Consider the following 16,642-nt stretch of genomic DNA (forward strand, 5'->3'; position numbering starts at 1 on the left):
TTATAAATTCGTCTCTACTTGGAACTCCAGCCACCATCAATGATTAGCTCTTCACCCGTAACAAATTTGGATTCATCTGATGCTAAATATAAATAGCCATTCGCAATATCCAGCGCTTCCCCAGCAAATGGCGGTAAAGGAATTGTACCTTCAAATGCTTTTCCTAATACTTCACGCGATGTTACCCCATGACGCTGGGCTGCACCTGTTAAGATTGCACCAGGATAGATAGAATTCACACGAATATTATCTTGTGCAAAGTTAATGGCGGCATGCTTGGATAATGCTCTTACGCCGCCTTTTGCCGCAGCATAAGCAGCAGCTCCATTATCTGCGCTGCCGATAATTGCGGATAATGACACACAGTTAACAATTGACCCTCCACCGTTATCCTGCATATATGGAATGACAGATTGCATTCCTAAGAATACAGACGTTAAATTTAAGTTAATGGAACGATTCCAGCCATCTAATGTCTCTTCTAAAAGTGTTTTATGGAACGATACACCCGCATTGTTAATCAGAATATCTATTTTCCCGAAGGCTTCTTTTGCTTCAACCATTACACTTTTCCATTGTTCTTCCGAAGTAACATCTAATTGGGCACATAAAATCTCACCCTCTATGGATGCTGTCACTTCTTTCAATTGATCGAACGCGATGTCCGTCGCAACCACTTTTGCTCCTTCTTTTGTGAATAATTCTAGAGCCGCTAATCCCATTCCTGAAGCAGCCCCTGTAATAATAGCAACTTTATTCTCTAAACGAGCCATGATGTAACCTCCCCAGTTTTAATTGTGATATAATTTCACAATTAAAACTTAACAAATCGCAGCACCTTACGTCAATTGATTTTTCTTTAATTTACTTTGATACATTGCTAAAATGAATGAGATAGGAAGTGAAATCATGGACAGCCTCTTACAATTGAGCTACTTAGGTAAAACAAACTTCATCGTAGCCATTAAGTCATTAGCGATATTAGCAGATAAAGACGATTTAGTCACAAGCAATGCATTAACTGAGATATTAGGCATCGAATCCAGCTTTATTCGAAAAGTGATGGCTAAATTAATGCGCGAACACATTGTCGAAGGATTTGGAGGACGTTATGGTGGATATAGACTCCTAGTCAACCCTGAGGAAACCACCTTATATGATATATATGTTGCAATAGCAAAGGACGCACATTCCAATGATGTCGTGAGTGAAATTGATAACATGGATCAGTTCATCTTAGACATCATCCTAGAATCGCAGCAAAAAATAAAAGAAGTTTTAAGTGCGCATTCTATTTCTGACCTGGCAAATGGGAGGTAGAGCTCCCCTTCTAAGTCACCACCAATTATGAAACTGATGTAAACCAGATTATTCCCTTCGGATTCATTGATAAGATTGCCATTAACACTTGCGAAAGAGCCATCCGGTACAGGATGGCTCTTTAATTTTGTCTATACTGTTGTATCTTACAGGATATGTGCAGTTCCGCTATGCCATAATCCCCGCTTCAATCAGCTTCCAAACTGATTCAAACTCTGCTCTGAAGTCAATCCTCAGCCAATTATCTGCATAAGCCGGTGCGGAGAAATAAGAGAACGCCAGCAAAATAGCCTGCAGCTGCTGAACGTCTTCTATGCCGCTCGCTGCCTTCAGACTGCCCAATAAATCGCCAATGTGCCGAACGAGCACCTTAGGATTCCCATCGATATAAGCCGTATATAGCTTAAACATTTCTGTCTCACGCATATAAGCTTCATATTTCGAATGACTTAATTCCCATAACCAGTCGTGCACGATGTCCTTCGTAGATGAGTACTTGTCCGTATTGAATGGGAACAGCCCCGCCAGTTCATGGTCCAGCCAGGATAATGCAAGCTCGGTCCACAGCTCTTCCTTGCCCGAGAAATACTTGTAGATCGCGGCGTGCGTGGTCCCCAGCTCAGATCCAACCTTGGACAGATTCACTTTCTCCATGCCGTATTCAACGACCATTCGATGTGCGGTTTGTAAAATGAGTTCTCTGCTTAAATTTTTCATAATTGTATTATACAGATTGGCAATAGAGGTTACAACTATTGATTTTTGTAACTCGGCATTGTATGCTTAGTTTGCTTGGTTGTTACAAAATTAAAAAAATGTAACTTGAAAAGGAGAATCATTGGATGAAGCTTTCTAAGCGTACCATTATTGTGACAGGCGGTACTTCCGGTATTGGTCTTGCCTTCGCCTTAGAGTTTATGAATCGCGGCAATAGAGTCATTGTCATCGGTCGGAATCAGGCAACCCTTGATCAAGTTACCAGTAAACATAAGGGGCTCATCGGACTGCAAGGTGACGTCTCTAATGCAAACTCCGTTCGTGAAATGGCTGCATTCATACGTGACCGCTACCCAGAAGCCTCGATCTTATTTAACTCAGCTGGTATTATGCGCGCATTCGAATTGATGGACGACAACCTCGATTTGGAGCGAACGACCGCAGAGGTGGATACGAATTTAAACGGGACCATCTGGATGACAGAAGCTTTACTCCCTCAATTGAGCAGGCAGGACGAAGCCATGATTGTCACTGTAAGCTCCGGTCTGTCCTACGTCTCTTCGCCCGCTCATCCGGTCTACTCGGCTACGAAGGCAGGAGTGCATATGTTCACCAACGCACTGCGAATCCAGCTCAAGAAGTCTGGAAGAAACGTTCATGTGATGGAGCTTGTCCCGCCTCTCGTTGCGGAAACCAGTCTCCAACCGGATATGCACAGCAGCGGCCCTATTCCCAACATGAGCCTAGATTCACTAGTGAAGCACGGAATCCATGGGATGGAGCAGAATAAAAAAAGGGTCGTCCCGGGCTTCTCCAAATTTCTACGCTTTGCCGGCAGATACTTTCCAGATGCCCTTTCGAAGAAAATTGCGCGGGGATGAAACAGCCGTACTTCAAATACTCAATCGTCAGCCCTCCTGTGCCACAAATACGATTCGCTCTTCCGGTGGAGGTGTTGGCGATCCGCTCATTCCTGAGTTTCAGGACTTTAAAGCCTTAACTAACGGATGCGAGCCGAGTCTCGTACATATCAGTGAAGAAGTTTATGGTTTCCCCGTAGATACGATCAATATTCCGATTACCCAGCACATCTCGAACGAGCTTATCGATATGGTACAGCACGTAGCGGCACATGCTGAGGAGCTACAGGCCACAAGCGAGCAGATTCTAGAGAACAGCAAGCTTGCTGTGGAGAATGCAGGGAAGGTCTCTCAGGTCTCCAGTCTAATCTGGGAAATTTCGGAACTATGAGAAAATGATGGGCGTCTCTGGGAATTTGATTAAATACTCGGTAGAATAATACCGCTTGGCCTCAAAATAGAACAATACATAGAACAGCGATCCTCCATGGGAGAATCGCTGTTTTTTTTATGCCCGATGGAGATCATTCTTTACAAAAAATGTGATAAGCCATAATCAAACGATGATAATCTACAAAGAATTAATTCAGATGAGGTGAACATTCATGAACTATGAGACATACGCTTCCGATCTGCAACGACGATGGAATCAAGATATGAATAATAGACCGGAGGAATGGGTCGTTTCGGAGAGTTTATCAGCCAAAATTACGCAAGAAGGACAAATGAACGATTTTTACGGTGCTACCTCTGTTATCACATTATCTGAATCGGATCGTCAAAAGTGCCGGGTCGCGCAGGAACGGCTGCTTGGCGTGTTGGAGCATCAACTCGTGAAACTCGAGCCTGAAACCTTCCATTTAACGATCCATTCCTTCAGCAATGTCAATAACACACCGGGTGGCAAGCAGGTGATTCAGGAGAAATTAGCTCAGCTTGAAGAAGTCATTGCGGCAGAATTCCGGAGCATAGCCGCACTATACGGAGGGCAGCGTATTCGGATGCGTTCTCTTGGAGTAAGTACCAGCGGCAAAGATGTCATTAGTATTAAATATGTACCCGCATCCAAGGACGATTACGAGATATTAACCGATTTATACAATCGTATGGAGAAGATCTTTCCAGAATACAGGTCATATGTGCCGCATGTATCGCTTGGATACTTCAAACTGAAGAAGCTAGAACAGGCAGAAATCGCCTTGTTATATGATACGCTGGAGCGTATGTGCAAGGAGCTCGACTTGGATATCGTTCTGGATGTCGATCGCTTCGTCTATCAGCATCATTTTCATATGAACGACTTTCGGGATGTTTTTAGCATTCAAGAGTATAAGTGACCTGGGACCGGTACGCTTACTTAAATGACTTTCAAGAATTGCTGAGGTAATCAGGGCATTTGCAATATGGTTTCTTTTAATTCCAAGAAAAAGGCGCCCATTAGAGCGCCTCTTCAAAAAATCATTTACTATATCGAGGATGTACGTTATAAAGACTATTCCGGTATATAAGGGAGATCCAGTGCCTTCGGTACGTTGATGACATGTGTTTCCGTATAAGTGAGGATGCCTTCCTCGCCATATTCGCGGCCAACGCCGGATTGTTTGACGCCGCCAAAAGGGAACCTTACATCGAGCCCTTGCACAGCAGCTGTATTGATCATTGTCGTACCTGCTTCGAGCCTGCGTGCCACCCGAATGGCATCTTCTTCTCTTCCCCAGACAGAGCTCGTGAGTCCATAGATGCTCTCATTATGCAATGCAATAACCTGCTCTTCATCGTCAAAGGGCAGGATCGGTACCGTAGGACCGAACTGTTCCTCTACCACAATTGGATCACGATAGTCACAATCGAGCACAAGGGTCGGCTGCAAGTAGTAGCCTTCATCAATCCGCTTCTGATCGAGAATTTGTCCCAGAGGAATGACTCTCGCTCCGCGTTTCTTCGCATCTTCGACCAGGCCCTCCACATATTGTTTCTGCTTCAGGTTATTGACCGGACCGACCGTCGTATTCGGATCAAATGGGTCTCCGATTCGAATCCAGCGATTGGCGGCCTCTATATATTTGTCCACGAAGGCATCATAAATCGAACGATGAACATATACACGTTTGGCAATCATGCAGATCTGGCCTGTTGTCAAAAAGTTAGAAACGACAATTCGGCGCATGGCCCGCTCATCGTTAACATCAAAGCCTTCCAGGAAGATCGCCGCATCGTTGCCGCCGAGCTCAAGCGTCATATGCTTAATCGTTTCCGAAGCAGCCTTCATAATATGCTTCGCTGTTTCGGTTCCGCCTGTAAAGGCAATCTTGGCGACAAGAGGGTTCGAGGTCAGTTCAATACCCACATCGGATTCACCATGAACGACGTTGATCACACCAGCCGGAAACTCACCCGCAATGATCTCTGCCACTTTGGTTGCTGCCAGTGGGGCAAATGGACTTGGCTTCAGCACAATTGTGTTGCCGGCAAGTAAGGCGGGAGCGATCTTAATCGTGGACAGCGCAATGGGATAGTTCCATGGGCTAATCGCCGCCACCACACCAATGGGATCATGGGATATGATCGTTTTACCCGTCTCATGGTCTTTAACTTCTTCCTGTAGAACCGACTTGGCCTGATCACAGGCAAATTCCATCCACATCAATGCAACATACATTTCACCATGGGCATCATAAAGCGGCTTGCCGTGCTCTCTAGACAGCAATTGGACAATGTCATTCTCCGCTGCTCTAACTTTCTCAATCGCCTTGCGCATGCGAGTAATGCGCTCGTCAATTGCACTCTGCTTCCATGCTGTAAAAGCCTCTGCCGCCGCCTCAATCGCTTCAGCCGCTTGCTCTTTTGTGGTGACCGGGAAATAGCCCACTATTTCAGTTGGGTTTGCCGGATTCTCTTTTGCTGATTGGGAAATGGATTTTACTCGTTGACCCTTAATGAAGTTCTCAACTACAATCGTCTCTTGGTCCGCTTGAATTGTCATGTTCAATCCCTCCGTTGTATGGATCTATGAATTCCAAACTTCGTCGGCAATTTCTTTCACGAAACGAAGTTTACGCCATTGTTGTTCTTCTGTTAAGATATTGCCTTCTTCTGTAGACGAGAAGCCGCATTGCGGGCTCAAACATAGCTGTTCAAGCGGTACATAGGTCGCCGCCTCTGCAATCCGCGCTTTAATTCGTTCCTTGTCTTCTAATTCACCTGATTTTGATGTGATTAAGCCGAGTACGACTTTTAAATCTTTACGATTCACATATTTTAATGGCTCGAATCCACCTGAACGCTCGTCATCGAATTCCAGGAACAGCCCGTCCACGTTTAATCCTCCAAATATGACTTCAGAAGCGTAATCATAACCGCCGGTTGAGAAATAATTGGATTTATAATTACCACGGCAAATATGCATCGTCACCACTAAATCCTCTGGTTTATGAGCCAAAGACTCGTTAATCATCCGCTGCATAATTTTCAGCTCTTCTGCCGGATCCCAGCCTTTTGCACGCAGCTTATCGTGACCTGCTTCAGAGAACAGATCTGCCCAGGCTGTATCATCTAATTGCAAGTATCGGCATCCTGCATCATAGAAGGCTTGGATCGCTTTTTGATAGGCCGTGATGGTGTCCTGAAGGAACGATTCACGGTCCTTATAAATTTCGTCATTGTATTCCACACGATACAGAAGCATATTCGGGCTAGGAATGGTCTGTTTTGCCACTGTGTCACCCGCGTGCTTTTTCAAAAACTCGAAATGCTGAATAAACGGATGCGTCGAGAAATCCACTTTACCGACAATGCGAATACCGCCTTTGCGAGTTACCATGTTGTGAAATTTCAGTCCCGCTATTTCTTCGAATAACTCTACTCCATCCAAGCCGCCGAGAAAATCAAAATGCCACCAGCTTCTGCGGAACTCGCCGTCCGTTACGGCTGCTATGCCATTCTGCTTCTGCTTCTCAATAATACGGATGATCTCATTATCTTCCACTGCCGTTAATTGTTCATATGTGATATTGCCTGATTTATATTGCTCACGTGCCTGAGTTAAGTTGGCAGGACGTAAAAAGCTGCCTACATGATCATTACGAAATGGAATCATAGATGTCTCTCCTTCAACGCTATAATCTATTGAATATATCACGATTGAATAGATTGCATGTTATATGTAAAACGTATGGCTAGCTATAGCTTTTAGTAATAGCCGAGTCCTTCCCATCTGGACGCAAATGTGCAGAAAAAGAGCCGCACCAATGTTGGGCGACTCCTTGGCCATCATTTAGTTTTGAAATTCCGTGAAAATTTGAAAGGTTATGCCGAATTTATCTGTCACATCACCAAAACCAGGACTAAAAGGCTCTTCCTTAAACGGAATATTGACTTGACCGCCTTGCTGCAGTGCGTCATAGATTCGTTTCGATTGTTCCACCTCATTCGATGTAATGCAAATGGTTACCCGCTTTCCATCGGCAATAGGCGAACCCCATGGAGCATCGGAAAACATAAGTTCCGATTCACCAACCTGCAGCTTTGCGTGTGCCACAAGGCTCTTGAAATCATCGGTAAATGTACTTGGCATATCCGGCATTTCACCGTACGTAATGAGCGAGAGAACCTTGGCACCGATGGCTTGTTCATAGAACTGGATGGCATCCTTCGTGTTCCCCTCCAGCGTAATATACGGGGTTAGTTTTGAAGTCATACATACTACCTCCTTGGATTTGGACGATATTCGAACGAACCGCCTAGGATCGCTCCGTGTACGCCTTGAAATTGTCCATGATCGCTTGCCAGCCGGCTTGCTGGAACTCGGCCGGATTCGTGCTTTCGGGGTCAAACGTTTCCACGACCTTCGTTTCGCTGCCTTGCTCCATAAAGGTGATCTCGACTTTTCTCCCATCTCCTAACGTATATGAAATCAACTCATGCGTTTTCACTTCATCATATACACCGGCAAAATCAAACCCCATGCTGCCATCCTTCGCTTCCATTCTGGTCAGAAACTTGCCGCCCGTCCGCAAATCATTCTCCGCATTCGGCACATGCCAATCCTCAGAAGCTTGATTCCACTTCATAATGTGTGCCGGCTCCGTCCAGCAGCTCCATACCTTTTCCATTGGTGCTTGAATGACGGCCTGAACCGTTATTTTCGTTCCATTACTTGTTCCCATTTTGAAGACACCTCTTATCGTTTTTTTGTTATTCAATGATATAGACGTTATGGGGCCTCAAAATTCATCGGTCTATCTGCTCAGGAAGCCCAAATCGTGAAAATAATTTGGTATTAATGAAATTTTGGACATGCCTTATCTTCCCATCTTGGGCTTCAATGACGTGAATTCCCCAAGGGATCAGGACGGACGCATCAGGACTTGGCATATACTGTGCATAAGCAGGATAGCCGCCGTTTACTGTAATCGGCAGGAAGCGTGAGCCTTCGCAATGACCTCGTGTCAGCGAGAAGAACTTGAACAAATCGTCCTTGCCGCGCACCCACATCGGGAAAGGCGGCATCGACATGCAGCCCTCCTCATGGAATAGCGCGACTAGCGCATCGACATCGAATTGTTCAAAGGCGTCCACATACCGTGACAGCAGCTCGCGATCCGGCTGAATCTCCATCCGGCTAAGCTCTTCGGAACGGAGCTGGGTCCTGTTCATCGTCTCCCTGGCTCTTTGCAAAGCGCTGTTGACGGCCGCTGGCGATAAACTCAACGCTTCAGCAATCTCTTTAGATGACCAGTCAAATACATCCTTCAGAATAAGTACGGCACGCTGGCGAGGCGGTAAGGTTTGAAGTAGTGCAATGAAGCAGAGCTGTAGAGTATCTTTGCGAATGAAAGCTTCTTCGGGATTCCCCCCCATATCAGGAGCAATCCATACCCATGAGGAGTCGGGCAACGTTTCGTGGGGTTCAATGATGGAGGCCGCCGGTTCGGAGAGATCAACGGGCAGCGCACGGCGTTTAGCTTGTCTCAGCTTGTCCAGACATAAGTTCGAGGCGATGCGATAAATCCAGGTTTTATACGATGATTCCTGCCGGAATGAGTCCCTGCTCTGCCATACACGGATGTATACCTCTTGAACAGCATCGTCCGCATCATCGATGGATCCCAGCATTCTGTAGCAGAACGACGTTAACGCCGGCTTTAAATTTTCTAATACTTGCAGATCCAATGTCATCTCGCTCATAGCAGACTCCTTTTGACAGGTGGTATTTTGGATATATTTGGTCATAGTTTAACACAGGAGCGTCTAGCAATCACCCTTCCATTATTGTAAAAAAACTATATAATACGAGAAAGGAAGGTGATCCGCATGCTAATCGAAGAGTTACAAAAGAAGTTAGTGGATAAAATCATTCTAGAGACAAGTCCCGCCTTCGTCATTCTATTTGGTTCTTTCGCTAGAGGCACAACTCATGATGAAAGTGATATCGATCTGGCTTATTTCAGTGACAAGCAGCTATCACCTTATGAACGTTTTGTACTTGCTTCTGAGCTAGCGGCTATTGCCAGCCGAGAGGTCGATTTAGTCGACATCAAACAAATTGATACCGTGTTCAACATGCAAATTTTTGAGCAGGGCATTCCAATCTATATACATAACGAGAATGAATTTATACGCCAAAAAATGCGTGCCTATAGCATGTATGCTACGTTAAGCGAACAGCGCGCTACCATTATTGATGCGATTAAAGAACGAGAAACGGATTCGGCAATGAATGATGTTGTTTTGAATAAGGCGGCGACAATCGAACGTTGTATTAAACGTATTCATGAAGTGTACGAAGGCAACCCTGCAAACCTAACGGACTTTACGAAGCAGGATAGCATCATTCTGAATATTCAACGTGCTTGTAAAGCGAGCATTGCCCTAGCCATGCATATTGTCAGCAATCGTAAGCTGGGCGTGCCAAAAGCGAGTCGTGACGCATTTAAACTGCTGCTAGACGCCGGATTAATTGAAGATAGCTTAGCACAGACCATGATGAATATGGTCGGATTCCGAAATATTGCTGTGCATGACTACCAGACATTAGAGCTTGAGATCTTAGAGGCGATTATAAAGAAGCATGTTGATGATTTTAAAGTTTTTACGAAGGTGATTATACAGTTGGGGGAATAATCGTATTCTCCATTCTATAGTTAGACACCAATAGCCACTCAACCCATGAGCGGCTATTTCATATTATTGAGACGAGCTAAACAACTCTCGAAGATAATCTCTACGTCCATGCAAAATACGGTGGATGACTACTGTATCATTTATGATCCGATAGAACACCACATACGGACTCACCACAATACTGCCGCTGGGGTATATTTAATCTTACTCTTTTGCGGCATCGATCTTCCTCCGCATTCTTTCCATTACCTGATCATGATCAAGTAATTCTGAACCCTCTGCAATCTGTTTTTCCGCTACTAACAGCTTAGACTGTAATTTGATGCGAGCCTCCATTCGTCTGAATGTCTCATGGCTCATGACAACTAAATCAGCTTCACCGTTTCGTGTTAATACCACAGGTTCATCAATTTCATGGCAATACTTTGAGAAACCGTCGTAATCTTGTCTAATTGTTGTCGAGGGTTTGATGTTCATTTTTAACAACCCTTTCTAATATCATTATTCTGACAGATAAATCGATTGCATAGATCTGATTTTTTGCTGGATAAATGCTCTGGCTTCAGCGGGGGCCACTATTTCGACTTCATCCCCGAATTGCCAAATCAAGTCCACGTAGAACTTCATCTCCTCTGCCGCTATTTTCATCGTCAAGCTTCCGCTCCCATCTGTATTCAGCTGGATGAAGGGTTGAAACCGAGGATTAGATTCCATCAACCACACCCCCTTATTTGTCATTTCAAGCTCGAGTGTAGACTGTTCCCGATCATCCTGATTAGGCTTATCCAATAAGGTCTTCTGGCTGATGTCTGCAAGGCAAACCATTTGATTGTTGAGCGCAGCGGAAAGAATCCGATCAGCTCTAAACTGTCTGATATCCTCCTTAGTGAAACAATATGCCGGACAATACCAATAACCAGAGCTGGCATATAGACCGATCGGCTGAATATCTCTCTCCGATACACCGCTGCTGGATTTGTACTTGATACTGACTACACTACCGACCATAAGAGCTTTCAGGAGAGTTTGTAGAACTCCAGCTGACATCGATCGATAAGGACTCCAGAACATAACTCTATTCTTTAGCCGGTCGATTTGTTCCCTTACATCGGCAGGCAAGTAGTGATAGAACTTATGAAGGGCGGAGTCCACCCCTTCCCCGAAAGGCAAGGAACCAAAATACTCCATCGACTGGCACGCAAAAAACATCGCAATCGCTTCGCTCTCCGTAAAGCTTATCGGCGGCAGGAGTCTTTCTTGAAGCAGCCTGTAGCCTCCTCCTCTTCCCTGAACAGAATATACCGGCACCCCGAGTTCGCTGAGCTCCAGCAAATCCCTCGTAATCGTTCGAGTGGACAGACCGAATTCATCGGCTAGTTCCTTAACGGTAAAAGAAGGTTTGGCGTTGATCCTCATGATCAACTGAATGAGACGCTGCGACTTCTGCAAAGGGCCCACCTCGTTTCCTATCGTTTATTTTATTGTATTGCATAAATAAGACATAAACTGTCTTATTTTGGTGATACGATAACTTTAAGAAAAATTTAAACTCAAAACCAACGGAGGTCTAATTTTGATGATAAAACATTCGCAAGAAAAAGTAGGGTTCGTTTTCATCAACGGGGCGGGCTTAGAGGGTCTTGTTTGGAGTAAAGTTGTGGAGGAGTTCGAACATCCCTTTTTACTAGCTGAGTATCCTCAGAGGAAAGGTTCCGTGGAATCGAGAAACGGTCTTACTTTGGAGGATTACGTGACGGAAATGAAAAAACAAGTAGATGGGTGGGGGCCTCACATAATCGTAATCGTTGCCCATTCACTTGGGGGCGCACTTGCTCTTAAACTGGCCTCCTTATTGACCGATCGACTAGCGGGGATTGTCGCTGTAGGCGCAGTAATTCCAACGCGGGGCGGTTCATTTTTATCCGCTTTACCTTTTCCCCAACGAGTCATAATGTCCATCATGCTGCGTACCATAGGTACGAAACCTCCGGAGTCTATCATCCAATCGGGATTGTGCAACGACCTCCCAGCCGATCAAGCTGCGAAAGTCGTAAGAGGATTCATTCCGGAATCCAGACGCGTCTATTCCGACCGAGTCAACGTGCCCGTTCCAAGTGTACCAAAGTTATTTGTGAAGCTCACAAAGGATAAGGAGCTTAGTTCTTCGTTACAAGATAAGATGATCTCAAACTTTGCCCCGCAAGCCGTACGGAGCTTGGATACCGGACATTTACCGATGATTAGCAATCCAGAAGGTTTGAGGTCGATTCTCGTAGAGTTTGTATCGAATGAACTGAGCTCGCGGATACCGAAACGCGAATAATTTGAAGCCATGCTATGAATCTACATCATTTGGTGTTAGCCACTCAATTGAGCGAAGAGCCACTTTTATTTTTTATAGGAAAATTCGCCGTCACTTATGGTACGGTTCAACGTATCATAAGAAATTTAAAGGGCACCTTTGTGAGGGCCCCTTTTGCCTTAATACATTGGCTTGGTTTAATTCTTTAGGCTAATCCATTATCACCCCTTTCCTTTAATGCTTCTTCGATCTCCGATGTTAGAACCGCTAATTTTTCCTTATCCGAAACATTCAACTCGACCTTGTTGCGGTTAAATACCGACAATGCCTTAGCTGCTATTTCGGGACTTTCCTTCGAATGCAGCAAATCGTAAATAACCGCGAACGACTCGGCAAGCTGTTCGTCATCAAGCGTACGCATTGTAATCGTATCTCCATTGTTGGGTGTGCCGAAATAAAATGTATTACCTGAAGGGTCACAAAGAGTAAACCGCCTGTCCTCTTTTAATTCTCTCACCTTCGAAATGCGGGGAAATCCTGTTCGCAGAACTTTTCTCCATGCGCTTTTCATATTGCCGCAGAACTCCGCATTCAAGCTGTCGACGTCTTCAACCTCAATGAACACCATGCTCGCGTTGGCGCTGGGGTCGTTTTTTTTACTGCCCCAAAAAAGTAAGTTTACGTCCTCGTAGCGTACAGCGGCATACGCATATGGGGATTTATCCTTAGTGGTTATTGTAAAGCCGATGCTCTCATAAAACTCACACTGTTCATCAATGCTCACGCAAGGCAATATAGGAATGATTTTGCTCAAATGATCTCCTCCAGTTTTACGCCGAAGTTCGGCGATCTTTGGTTTTTTTGACTTTCACTCCTATCGTACAATATTAATGCAAATGATTAGGTTTGAATAAATCAGCCTTTATAATATAGGCTATAATTAAATAAAGTAGTCATGTGCTTTAAGGTTGAATTACAAGGGGTTGAAAGTTTGATGAATGGCCGTGATATAGCTAAAAAGTTGAATATCAGCACGAGCGCATTGAAGCATTACGAAGCATGGGGGTTAATTCCTACAGTCGAAAGAGCATCGAATGGTTACCGAATATATACACAGGAGCATGAATCGTATTTCCAATGCATTCGCGCCTTAAAATCAGGATTTGGTATGGATCTGGTCAAGGAAGTCATGCCACGCATCGTCAAGGGGGAGAGGCTTGATGCTCTATGGTTAATAAATAAAGCACAAGTGGACCTGCATGCCGAGAAGCTAACGGTTCAAAGAACAGTCGAGATGCTTGATTTAAGAGAGCTTACTGATCTTCCACTCAACCGCAGCAAACCGTTTTTTACGATTGGAGAAGTGGCGAGAGAGGCCAACATATCTGCATCCGCAATTCGACATTGGGAGAAAGAAGGATTAATTAAATCTGAACGGCACAAAGAGAGCGGGTTTCGCATTTATAGCCCGTCCGATGTCCGAAAGATTCTGATCATTCGTACCGTTCAGAGAGTGGTTTATTCCTTGGATGTTGTTCGTGAAGTATTGTCGGATCTTGATAACCATAACGTTGCTCAGGCTAAAGAAATTGCTCTTAAGTCTTTACAATACATTGACCATACACTCGTAGAGCAAGTACGAGGAATTTCTTATTTGCAGAAGCTTTTTGACATTCTTACTAACCGTGCCTCAGCACCGGTAAATTCAAACTAAATTTTGCTCTACTTGTGAGAAGGTTCAGCTTAACGGTCATAACGGCGAAAAGGACATACAGAGATTATAATAATCATGTATAGAGTGCTTGGGGTCATTTGGCTAGCGATATGTATCTTCCATATGAATAAATAGAGGTGACACACTTGAAAATGAATCGTTCCTCATCCGCATTGGGTGACTTCCTTAAATCGCGCAGAGAACGGCTACAGCCTTCAGAGGCCGGGATTCAGCCGCTGCCCGGACGAAGACGCACTCCGGGGCTTCGAAGAGAAGAAGTCTCTTATCTTGCCCATATGAGCGTGACTTACTATACCTGGCTGGAACAAGGCAAGGAGGTTAATCCTTCGCCGGAAGTGCTGCTAGGTATCAGCAAAGCGCTTCAGCTTGACGAAGACGAGCAGAAGCATCTGTTCGATCTAGCCAATGTAGATTTGGCGAGTTTCATCATAGTGCCAAATAACGGGGGGCCGGATACGACAGTTTTGCAGAAAATTGTAGATCAACTGCATTATCCTTCTTTTATCACAGACGAAGGGACGGATATTATCGCCTGGAATCGGGCGGCAGAACTGATTGTAGCCGATTTCGGCAATCTGCCGGACAACGAACGGAATATGATGAACATTATGTTTTTACAGCCGGATTATCGCAGCAGACTGGTAAATTGGGAAGGCTTTGCCCGATACGCTGTAGCCGTTCTGCGAGCAGGCTTTGATCTTTACAAGAACAACCCGTTATATATGGAACGGTTTGAACGCTTGAGGCGGGAAAGCGCCGAGTTCGTACATTTCTGGGAGCTATATGAAATTAAGCAAAAACGCGTAGCCACCGCTTTATTCCGTGTTCCTGGCGCACAGGAGATGGAGTTCAAGCTCCATTCCGCGGGTGTAATCGATAATGACCCGGGACTGCACTGGTGTTTCTTTGTTCCGGTGCCCGGATCAGGTACGGAGGAGAGATTATTACGTTTACTTGAGCAGGACAGGCAGCTATCGTAGACTGTTACTCCCATTAATAGAATAGACGTGCTGTGGCTAGCACCCTCTAGTTGTTTGTATGATTCAGTGGATGACAACGAATGGAGGGTGTTTAGCATGCAAACTTGGTTCATTACAGGAGCATCAGGAGGATTGGCTTCACGTATAACTCGCCGGTTGCTTGATCGAGGGGACCGTGTAGCCGCAACGGTACGTAAGCCTGGGGTGCTGGATGATCTGCAGGCACAGTATGGCTCACAACTTTGGCAGGCTAATTTAGATCTGACAAACTTTCAAGAGATTGCTGAGGTGGTGGAACGCGCATTTTTAGAACTGGGTACGATCGACGTGTTTGTCAATAATGCAGCCTATGGCTTGTATGGCGCAGTGGAAGAAGCAAGCGACAGGCAAATTGAGCACCAGTTTATGACCAATGTGCTTGGATCCCTACGTGCAGCGCGTGCAGTCCTGCCCTTCTTCCGTAAGCAGGGCGGCGGTCACATGGTACAGATTTCGAGTATGGCGGGTCATTATTCGATTCCGGGTATGGGGCTGTATTGCTCTTCGAAATGGGCGGTCGAAGGAGTCTTTGAAGCACTCGCTAAGGAAGTGGCTCCGTTCAATATTAAGACTACAATAGTGGAGCCCGGCGGAATTCGAACGAATTTCATTACAAGCAACGCCGTATTCGGCGAGCGGATGGACGAGTACCGGGATACGGAGGCAGGTCAATTCGTTAGCCTGATGAAGGGGGAACTACCAGGTATAGATATGAGCATGTTTAATCAAATGGTTGTCGGCGATCCAGATAAAATGGCGCAGCATATTATCCGCCGTGTGGATCAGGGAGAGGGTCCGATACGTATGGCGCTGGGCAGTGACGCCTATGAGCAAATCCGGGCAGCCCTTCTAGACAGACTGGCTGCTCTGGAAGCACAGAAAGAGCTGGCTTATTCCACTGATTCAGATGATGTGGTGAAATAATTTTAAGAATTCGACATCCACAGCAACTGATATGCTCCTCTGCAAGTAGCCGGTACTTACAGGGGAGCATAATTAAAAACTTTCCGTTACTTATGATACGGTTCACCGTATCATCTTAAAGGCGAAATTCCTTGTGACGCTGCACTCTAAATAATCCCCCCCTTTGGGTGGGCTCCATCGTAGTATATCCGTAAACAAAAAAGAGGGTTGAAACGATACAATGTACCATTTCAACTCCCTTAACCGAGGGCTACATGACCTTTCCCCCATTTGATGTTATAGCCTGCAATCGGATTTTTCAGTATTTACTGATTTGGCAAGGCGTGACTCTTTAACCAACTGTCTGATACTAAGTAAATACTCATGCGAATTAGCAGTCGCAGCTTCTCCAGGAATCGGAGCAGACTGTTGTAAATCTTTTGGAAGGATTCGGCTCTGTCACTAGTTGAACCCCTGCCGCTAAAGTCAAACGCAGTAATCCAAGAAGTTAAATGATCCAACCAAATCCTCTTTGTAGCTATTTCAAGTAACCCTGGACAACTTATATTCCTAGAGTAAAGGGCAGAGATTTTCTACCCCTCCTCATCAAACCGTACGTGAGGTTTTCCCTCATACGGCTTTCCGATGTTCTTCCTTCATGTGC

At 45.2% G+C, this 16,642-nt stretch carries 20 protein-coding genes and 1 pseudogene; 10 read left to right on the forward strand and 11 right to left on the reverse strand.

Annotated elements, in window-relative coordinates:
• Positions 1–14 precede the first annotated feature (14 nt).
• Positions 15–773 (reverse strand): SDR family NAD(P)-dependent oxidoreductase, encoded by a 759-nt coding sequence (locus PUW25_RS24755; RefSeq protein ID WP_047912639.1) that lies wholly within the window; start codon positions 771–773, stop codon positions 15–17.
• A gap of 136 nt (positions 774–909) precedes the next feature.
• Between PUW25_RS24755 and PUW25_RS24760 the strand changes: the two genes are divergently transcribed.
• A complete protein-coding gene (locus PUW25_RS24760; protein WP_052512083.1) occupies positions 910–1,320 on the forward strand; it encodes an Rrf2 family transcriptional regulator in 411 nt (136 codons plus the stop codon).
• Positions 1,321–1,488: 168 nt separating this feature from the next.
• Here the strand turns inward: PUW25_RS24760 and PUW25_RS24765 are convergent, their stop codons facing one another.
• On the reverse strand, positions 1,489–2,037 hold the full coding sequence (locus PUW25_RS24765) for a TetR/AcrR family transcriptional regulator (protein WP_047912638.1): 549 nt from the start codon (positions 2,035–2,037) through the stop codon (positions 1,489–1,491).
• Positions 2,038–2,162: 125 nt separating this feature from the next.
• Between PUW25_RS24765 and PUW25_RS24770 the strand changes: the two genes are divergently transcribed.
• The 3 genes from PUW25_RS24770 (at position 2,163) to PUW25_RS24780 (ending at position 4,234) form a co-directional block, all read left to right on the forward strand.
• A complete protein-coding gene (locus PUW25_RS24770) occupies positions 2,163–2,918 on the forward strand; it encodes an SDR family oxidoreductase (protein WP_047912637.1) in 756 nt (251 codons plus the stop codon).
• The gene (locus PUW25_RS24775) at positions 2,887–3,288 is read left to right on the forward strand and encodes a hypothetical protein (RefSeq protein ID WP_052512081.1); all 402 of its coding nucleotides are present in this window, start codon (positions 2,887–2,889) and stop codon (positions 3,286–3,288) included. Before PUW25_RS24770 ends, PUW25_RS24775 begins: the two co-directional genes overlap by 32 nt.
• A gap of 214 nt (positions 3,289–3,502) precedes the next feature.
• On the forward strand, positions 3,503–4,234 hold the full coding sequence (locus PUW25_RS24780) for a pentatricopeptide repeat-containing protein (RefSeq protein WP_047912636.1): 732 nt from the start codon (positions 3,503–3,505) through the stop codon (positions 4,232–4,234).
• Positions 4,235–4,389: 155 nt separating this feature from the next.
• On the opposite strand, the gene PUW25_RS24785 is transcribed toward PUW25_RS24780, so the two are convergent.
• The 5 genes from PUW25_RS24785 to PUW25_RS24805 all read right to left on the reverse strand — a co-directional run bounded on the left by PUW25_RS24785 (position 4,390) and on the right by PUW25_RS24805 (position 9,128).
• The gene (locus PUW25_RS24785) at positions 4,390–5,880 is read right to left on the reverse strand and encodes an aldehyde dehydrogenase family protein (protein ID WP_047912635.1); all 1,491 of its coding nucleotides are present in this window, start codon (positions 5,878–5,880) and stop codon (positions 4,390–4,392) included.
• Between the two features lie 24 nt (positions 5,881–5,904).
• A complete protein-coding gene (locus PUW25_RS24790; RefSeq protein WP_047912634.1) occupies positions 5,905–6,993 on the reverse strand; it encodes a 5-methyltetrahydropteroyltriglutamate--homocysteine S-methyltransferase in 1,089 nt (362 codons plus the stop codon).
• Between the two features lie 177 nt (positions 6,994–7,170).
• Positions 7,171–7,593 (reverse strand): VOC family protein, encoded by a 423-nt coding sequence (locus tag PUW25_RS24795; protein ID WP_047912633.1) that lies wholly within the window; start codon positions 7,591–7,593, stop codon positions 7,171–7,173.
• 43 nt (positions 7,594–7,636) lie between these two features.
• On the reverse strand, positions 7,637–8,062 hold the full coding sequence (locus tag PUW25_RS24800) for an SRPBCC family protein (RefSeq protein ID WP_047912632.1): 426 nt from the start codon (positions 8,060–8,062) through the stop codon (positions 7,637–7,639).
• A 64-nt stretch (positions 8,063–8,126) separates the two neighbouring features.
• Positions 8,127–9,128, reverse strand: a complete 1,002-nt coding sequence (locus PUW25_RS24805) for a sigma-70 family RNA polymerase sigma factor (protein ID WP_081872580.1) — start codon at positions 9,126–9,128, stop codon at positions 8,127–8,129.
• An 81-nt stretch (positions 9,129–9,209) separates the two neighbouring features.
• Here PUW25_RS24805 and mntA point away from each other — a divergent pair.
• Positions 9,210–9,506: pseudogene (gene mntA, locus PUW25_RS24810) on the forward strand (type VII toxin-antitoxin system MntA family adenylyltransferase antitoxin); the annotation flags it as partial.
• A gap of 105 nt (positions 9,507–9,611) precedes the next feature.
• Positions 9,612–10,019, forward strand: coding sequence for a type VII toxin-antitoxin system HepT family RNase toxin (gene hepT, locus PUW25_RS24815; RefSeq protein ID WP_274338252.1), 408 nt, complete (start codon positions 9,612–9,614; stop codon positions 10,017–10,019).
• Positions 10,020–10,082: 63 nt separating this feature from the next.
• Here the strand turns inward: hepT and PUW25_RS27560 are convergent, their stop codons facing one another.
• The 3 genes from PUW25_RS27560 to PUW25_RS24825 are packed head-to-tail and all read right to left on the reverse strand — an operon-like array spanning position 10,083 to position 11,468.
• Entirely contained in the window at positions 10,083–10,196 is a 114-nt protein-coding gene (locus PUW25_RS27560) for a type II toxin-antitoxin system RelE/ParE family toxin (RefSeq protein ID WP_420799961.1), read from the reverse strand.
• Positions 10,197–10,223: 27 nt separating this feature from the next.
• On the reverse strand, positions 10,224–10,496 hold the full coding sequence (locus PUW25_RS24820) for a type II toxin-antitoxin system Phd/YefM family antitoxin (RefSeq protein WP_090724999.1): 273 nt from the start codon (positions 10,494–10,496) through the stop codon (positions 10,224–10,226).
• Positions 10,497–10,520: 24 nt separating this feature from the next.
• Complete coding sequence (locus PUW25_RS24825) at positions 10,521–11,468, reverse strand: helix-turn-helix transcriptional regulator (protein ID WP_274337803.1); 948 nt, start codon at positions 11,466–11,468, stop codon at positions 10,521–10,523.
• Positions 11,469–11,595: 127 nt separating this feature from the next.
• Here PUW25_RS24825 and PUW25_RS24830 point away from each other — a divergent pair, with 127 nt between their 5' ends.
• Positions 11,596–12,342 (forward strand): alpha/beta fold hydrolase, encoded by a 747-nt coding sequence (locus tag PUW25_RS24830; RefSeq protein WP_274337805.1) that lies wholly within the window; start codon positions 11,596–11,598, stop codon positions 12,340–12,342.
• Between the two features lie 184 nt (positions 12,343–12,526).
• Here the strand turns inward: PUW25_RS24830 and PUW25_RS24835 are convergent, their stop codons facing one another.
• Positions 12,527–13,135: a VOC family protein gene (locus PUW25_RS24835; protein WP_274337807.1), complete on the reverse strand. Its 609-nt coding sequence runs from the start codon at positions 13,133–13,135 to the stop codon at positions 12,527–12,529.
• Between the two features lie 180 nt (positions 13,136–13,315).
• On the opposite strand from PUW25_RS24835, the gene PUW25_RS24840 reads away from it, so the two are divergent.
• From PUW25_RS24840 to PUW25_RS24850, 3 genes are all read left to right on the forward strand, one after another.
• Positions 13,316–14,035: a MerR family transcriptional regulator gene (locus PUW25_RS24840; RefSeq protein ID WP_274337808.1), complete on the forward strand. Its 720-nt coding sequence runs from the start codon at positions 13,316–13,318 to the stop codon at positions 14,033–14,035.
• A 152-nt stretch (positions 14,036–14,187) separates the two neighbouring features.
• The gene (locus tag PUW25_RS24845; RefSeq protein WP_274338253.1) at positions 14,188–15,036 is read left to right on the forward strand and encodes a helix-turn-helix transcriptional regulator; all 849 of its coding nucleotides are present in this window, start codon (positions 14,188–14,190) and stop codon (positions 15,034–15,036) included.
• 96 nt (positions 15,037–15,132) lie between these two features.
• A complete protein-coding gene (locus PUW25_RS24850; protein ID WP_274337809.1) occupies positions 15,133–15,999 on the forward strand; it encodes an SDR family oxidoreductase in 867 nt (288 codons plus the stop codon).
• Positions 16,000–16,642: the final 643 nt, after the last annotated feature.

The organism is Paenibacillus urinalis, assembly GCF_028747985.1.
In the GTDB taxonomy this organism is placed as follows: Bacteria; Bacillota; Bacilli; order Paenibacillales; family Paenibacillaceae; genus Paenibacillus; species Paenibacillus urinalis.

Bases quoted from the DNA above. Each gene is read 5' to 3' on its own strand.
- PUW25_RS24800 (WP_047912632.1), bottom strand. From the start codon at position 8,062: ATGGGAACAAGTAATGGAACGAAAATAACGGTTCAGGCCGTCATTCAA.
- PUW25_RS24830 (WP_274337805.1), top strand. From the start codon at position 11,596: ATGATAAAACATTCGCAAGAAAAAGTAGGGTTCGTTTTCATCAACGGG.
- PUW25_RS24760 (WP_052512083.1), top strand. From the start codon at position 910: ATGGACAGCCTCTTACAATTGAGCTACTTAGGTAAAACAAACTTCATC.
- PUW25_RS24775 (WP_052512081.1), top strand. From the start codon at position 2,887: ATGCCCTTTCGAAGAAAATTGCGCGGGGATGAAACAGCCGTACTTCAA.
- PUW25_RS24845 (WP_274338253.1), top strand. From the start codon at position 14,188: ATGAATCGTTCCTCATCCGCATTGGGTGACTTCCTTAAATCGCGCAGA.
- PUW25_RS24840 (WP_274337808.1), top strand. From the start codon at position 13,316: ATGAATGGCCGTGATATAGCTAAAAAGTTGAATATCAGCACGAGCGCA.
- PUW25_RS24790 (WP_047912634.1), bottom strand. From the start codon at position 6,993: ATGATTCCATTTCGTAATGATCATGTAGGCAGCTTTTTACGTCCTGCC.
- PUW25_RS24850 (WP_274337809.1), top strand. From the start codon at position 15,133: ATGCAAACTTGGTTCATTACAGGAGCATCAGGAGGATTGGCTTCACGT.
- PUW25_RS24785 (WP_047912635.1), bottom strand. From the start codon at position 5,880: ATGACAATTCAAGCGGACCAAGAGACGATTGTAGTTGAGAACTTCATT.
- PUW25_RS24805 (WP_081872580.1), bottom strand. From the start codon at position 9,128: ATGACCAAATATATCCAAAATACCACCTGTCAAAAGGAGTCTGCTATG.
- PUW25_RS24770 (WP_047912637.1), top strand. From the start codon at position 2,163: ATGAAGCTTTCTAAGCGTACCATTATTGTGACAGGCGGTACTTCCGGT.
- PUW25_RS24795 (WP_047912633.1), bottom strand. From the start codon at position 7,593: ATGACTTCAAAACTAACCCCGTATATTACGCTGGAGGGGAACACGAAG.
- PUW25_RS24780 (WP_047912636.1), top strand. From the start codon at position 3,503: ATGAACTATGAGACATACGCTTCCGATCTGCAACGACGATGGAATCAA.
- PUW25_RS24755 (WP_047912639.1), bottom strand. From the start codon at position 773: ATGGCTCGTTTAGAGAATAAAGTTGCTATTATTACAGGGGCTGCTTCA.
- PUW25_RS24765 (WP_047912638.1), bottom strand. From the start codon at position 2,037: ATGAAAAATTTAAGCAGAGAACTCATTTTACAAACCGCACATCGAATG.
- PUW25_RS24820 (WP_090724999.1), bottom strand. From the start codon at position 10,496: ATGAACATCAAACCCTCGACAACAATTAGACAAGATTACGACGGTTTC.
- hepT (WP_274338252.1), top strand. From the start codon at position 9,612: ATGAATGATGTTGTTTTGAATAAGGCGGCGACAATCGAACGTTGTATT.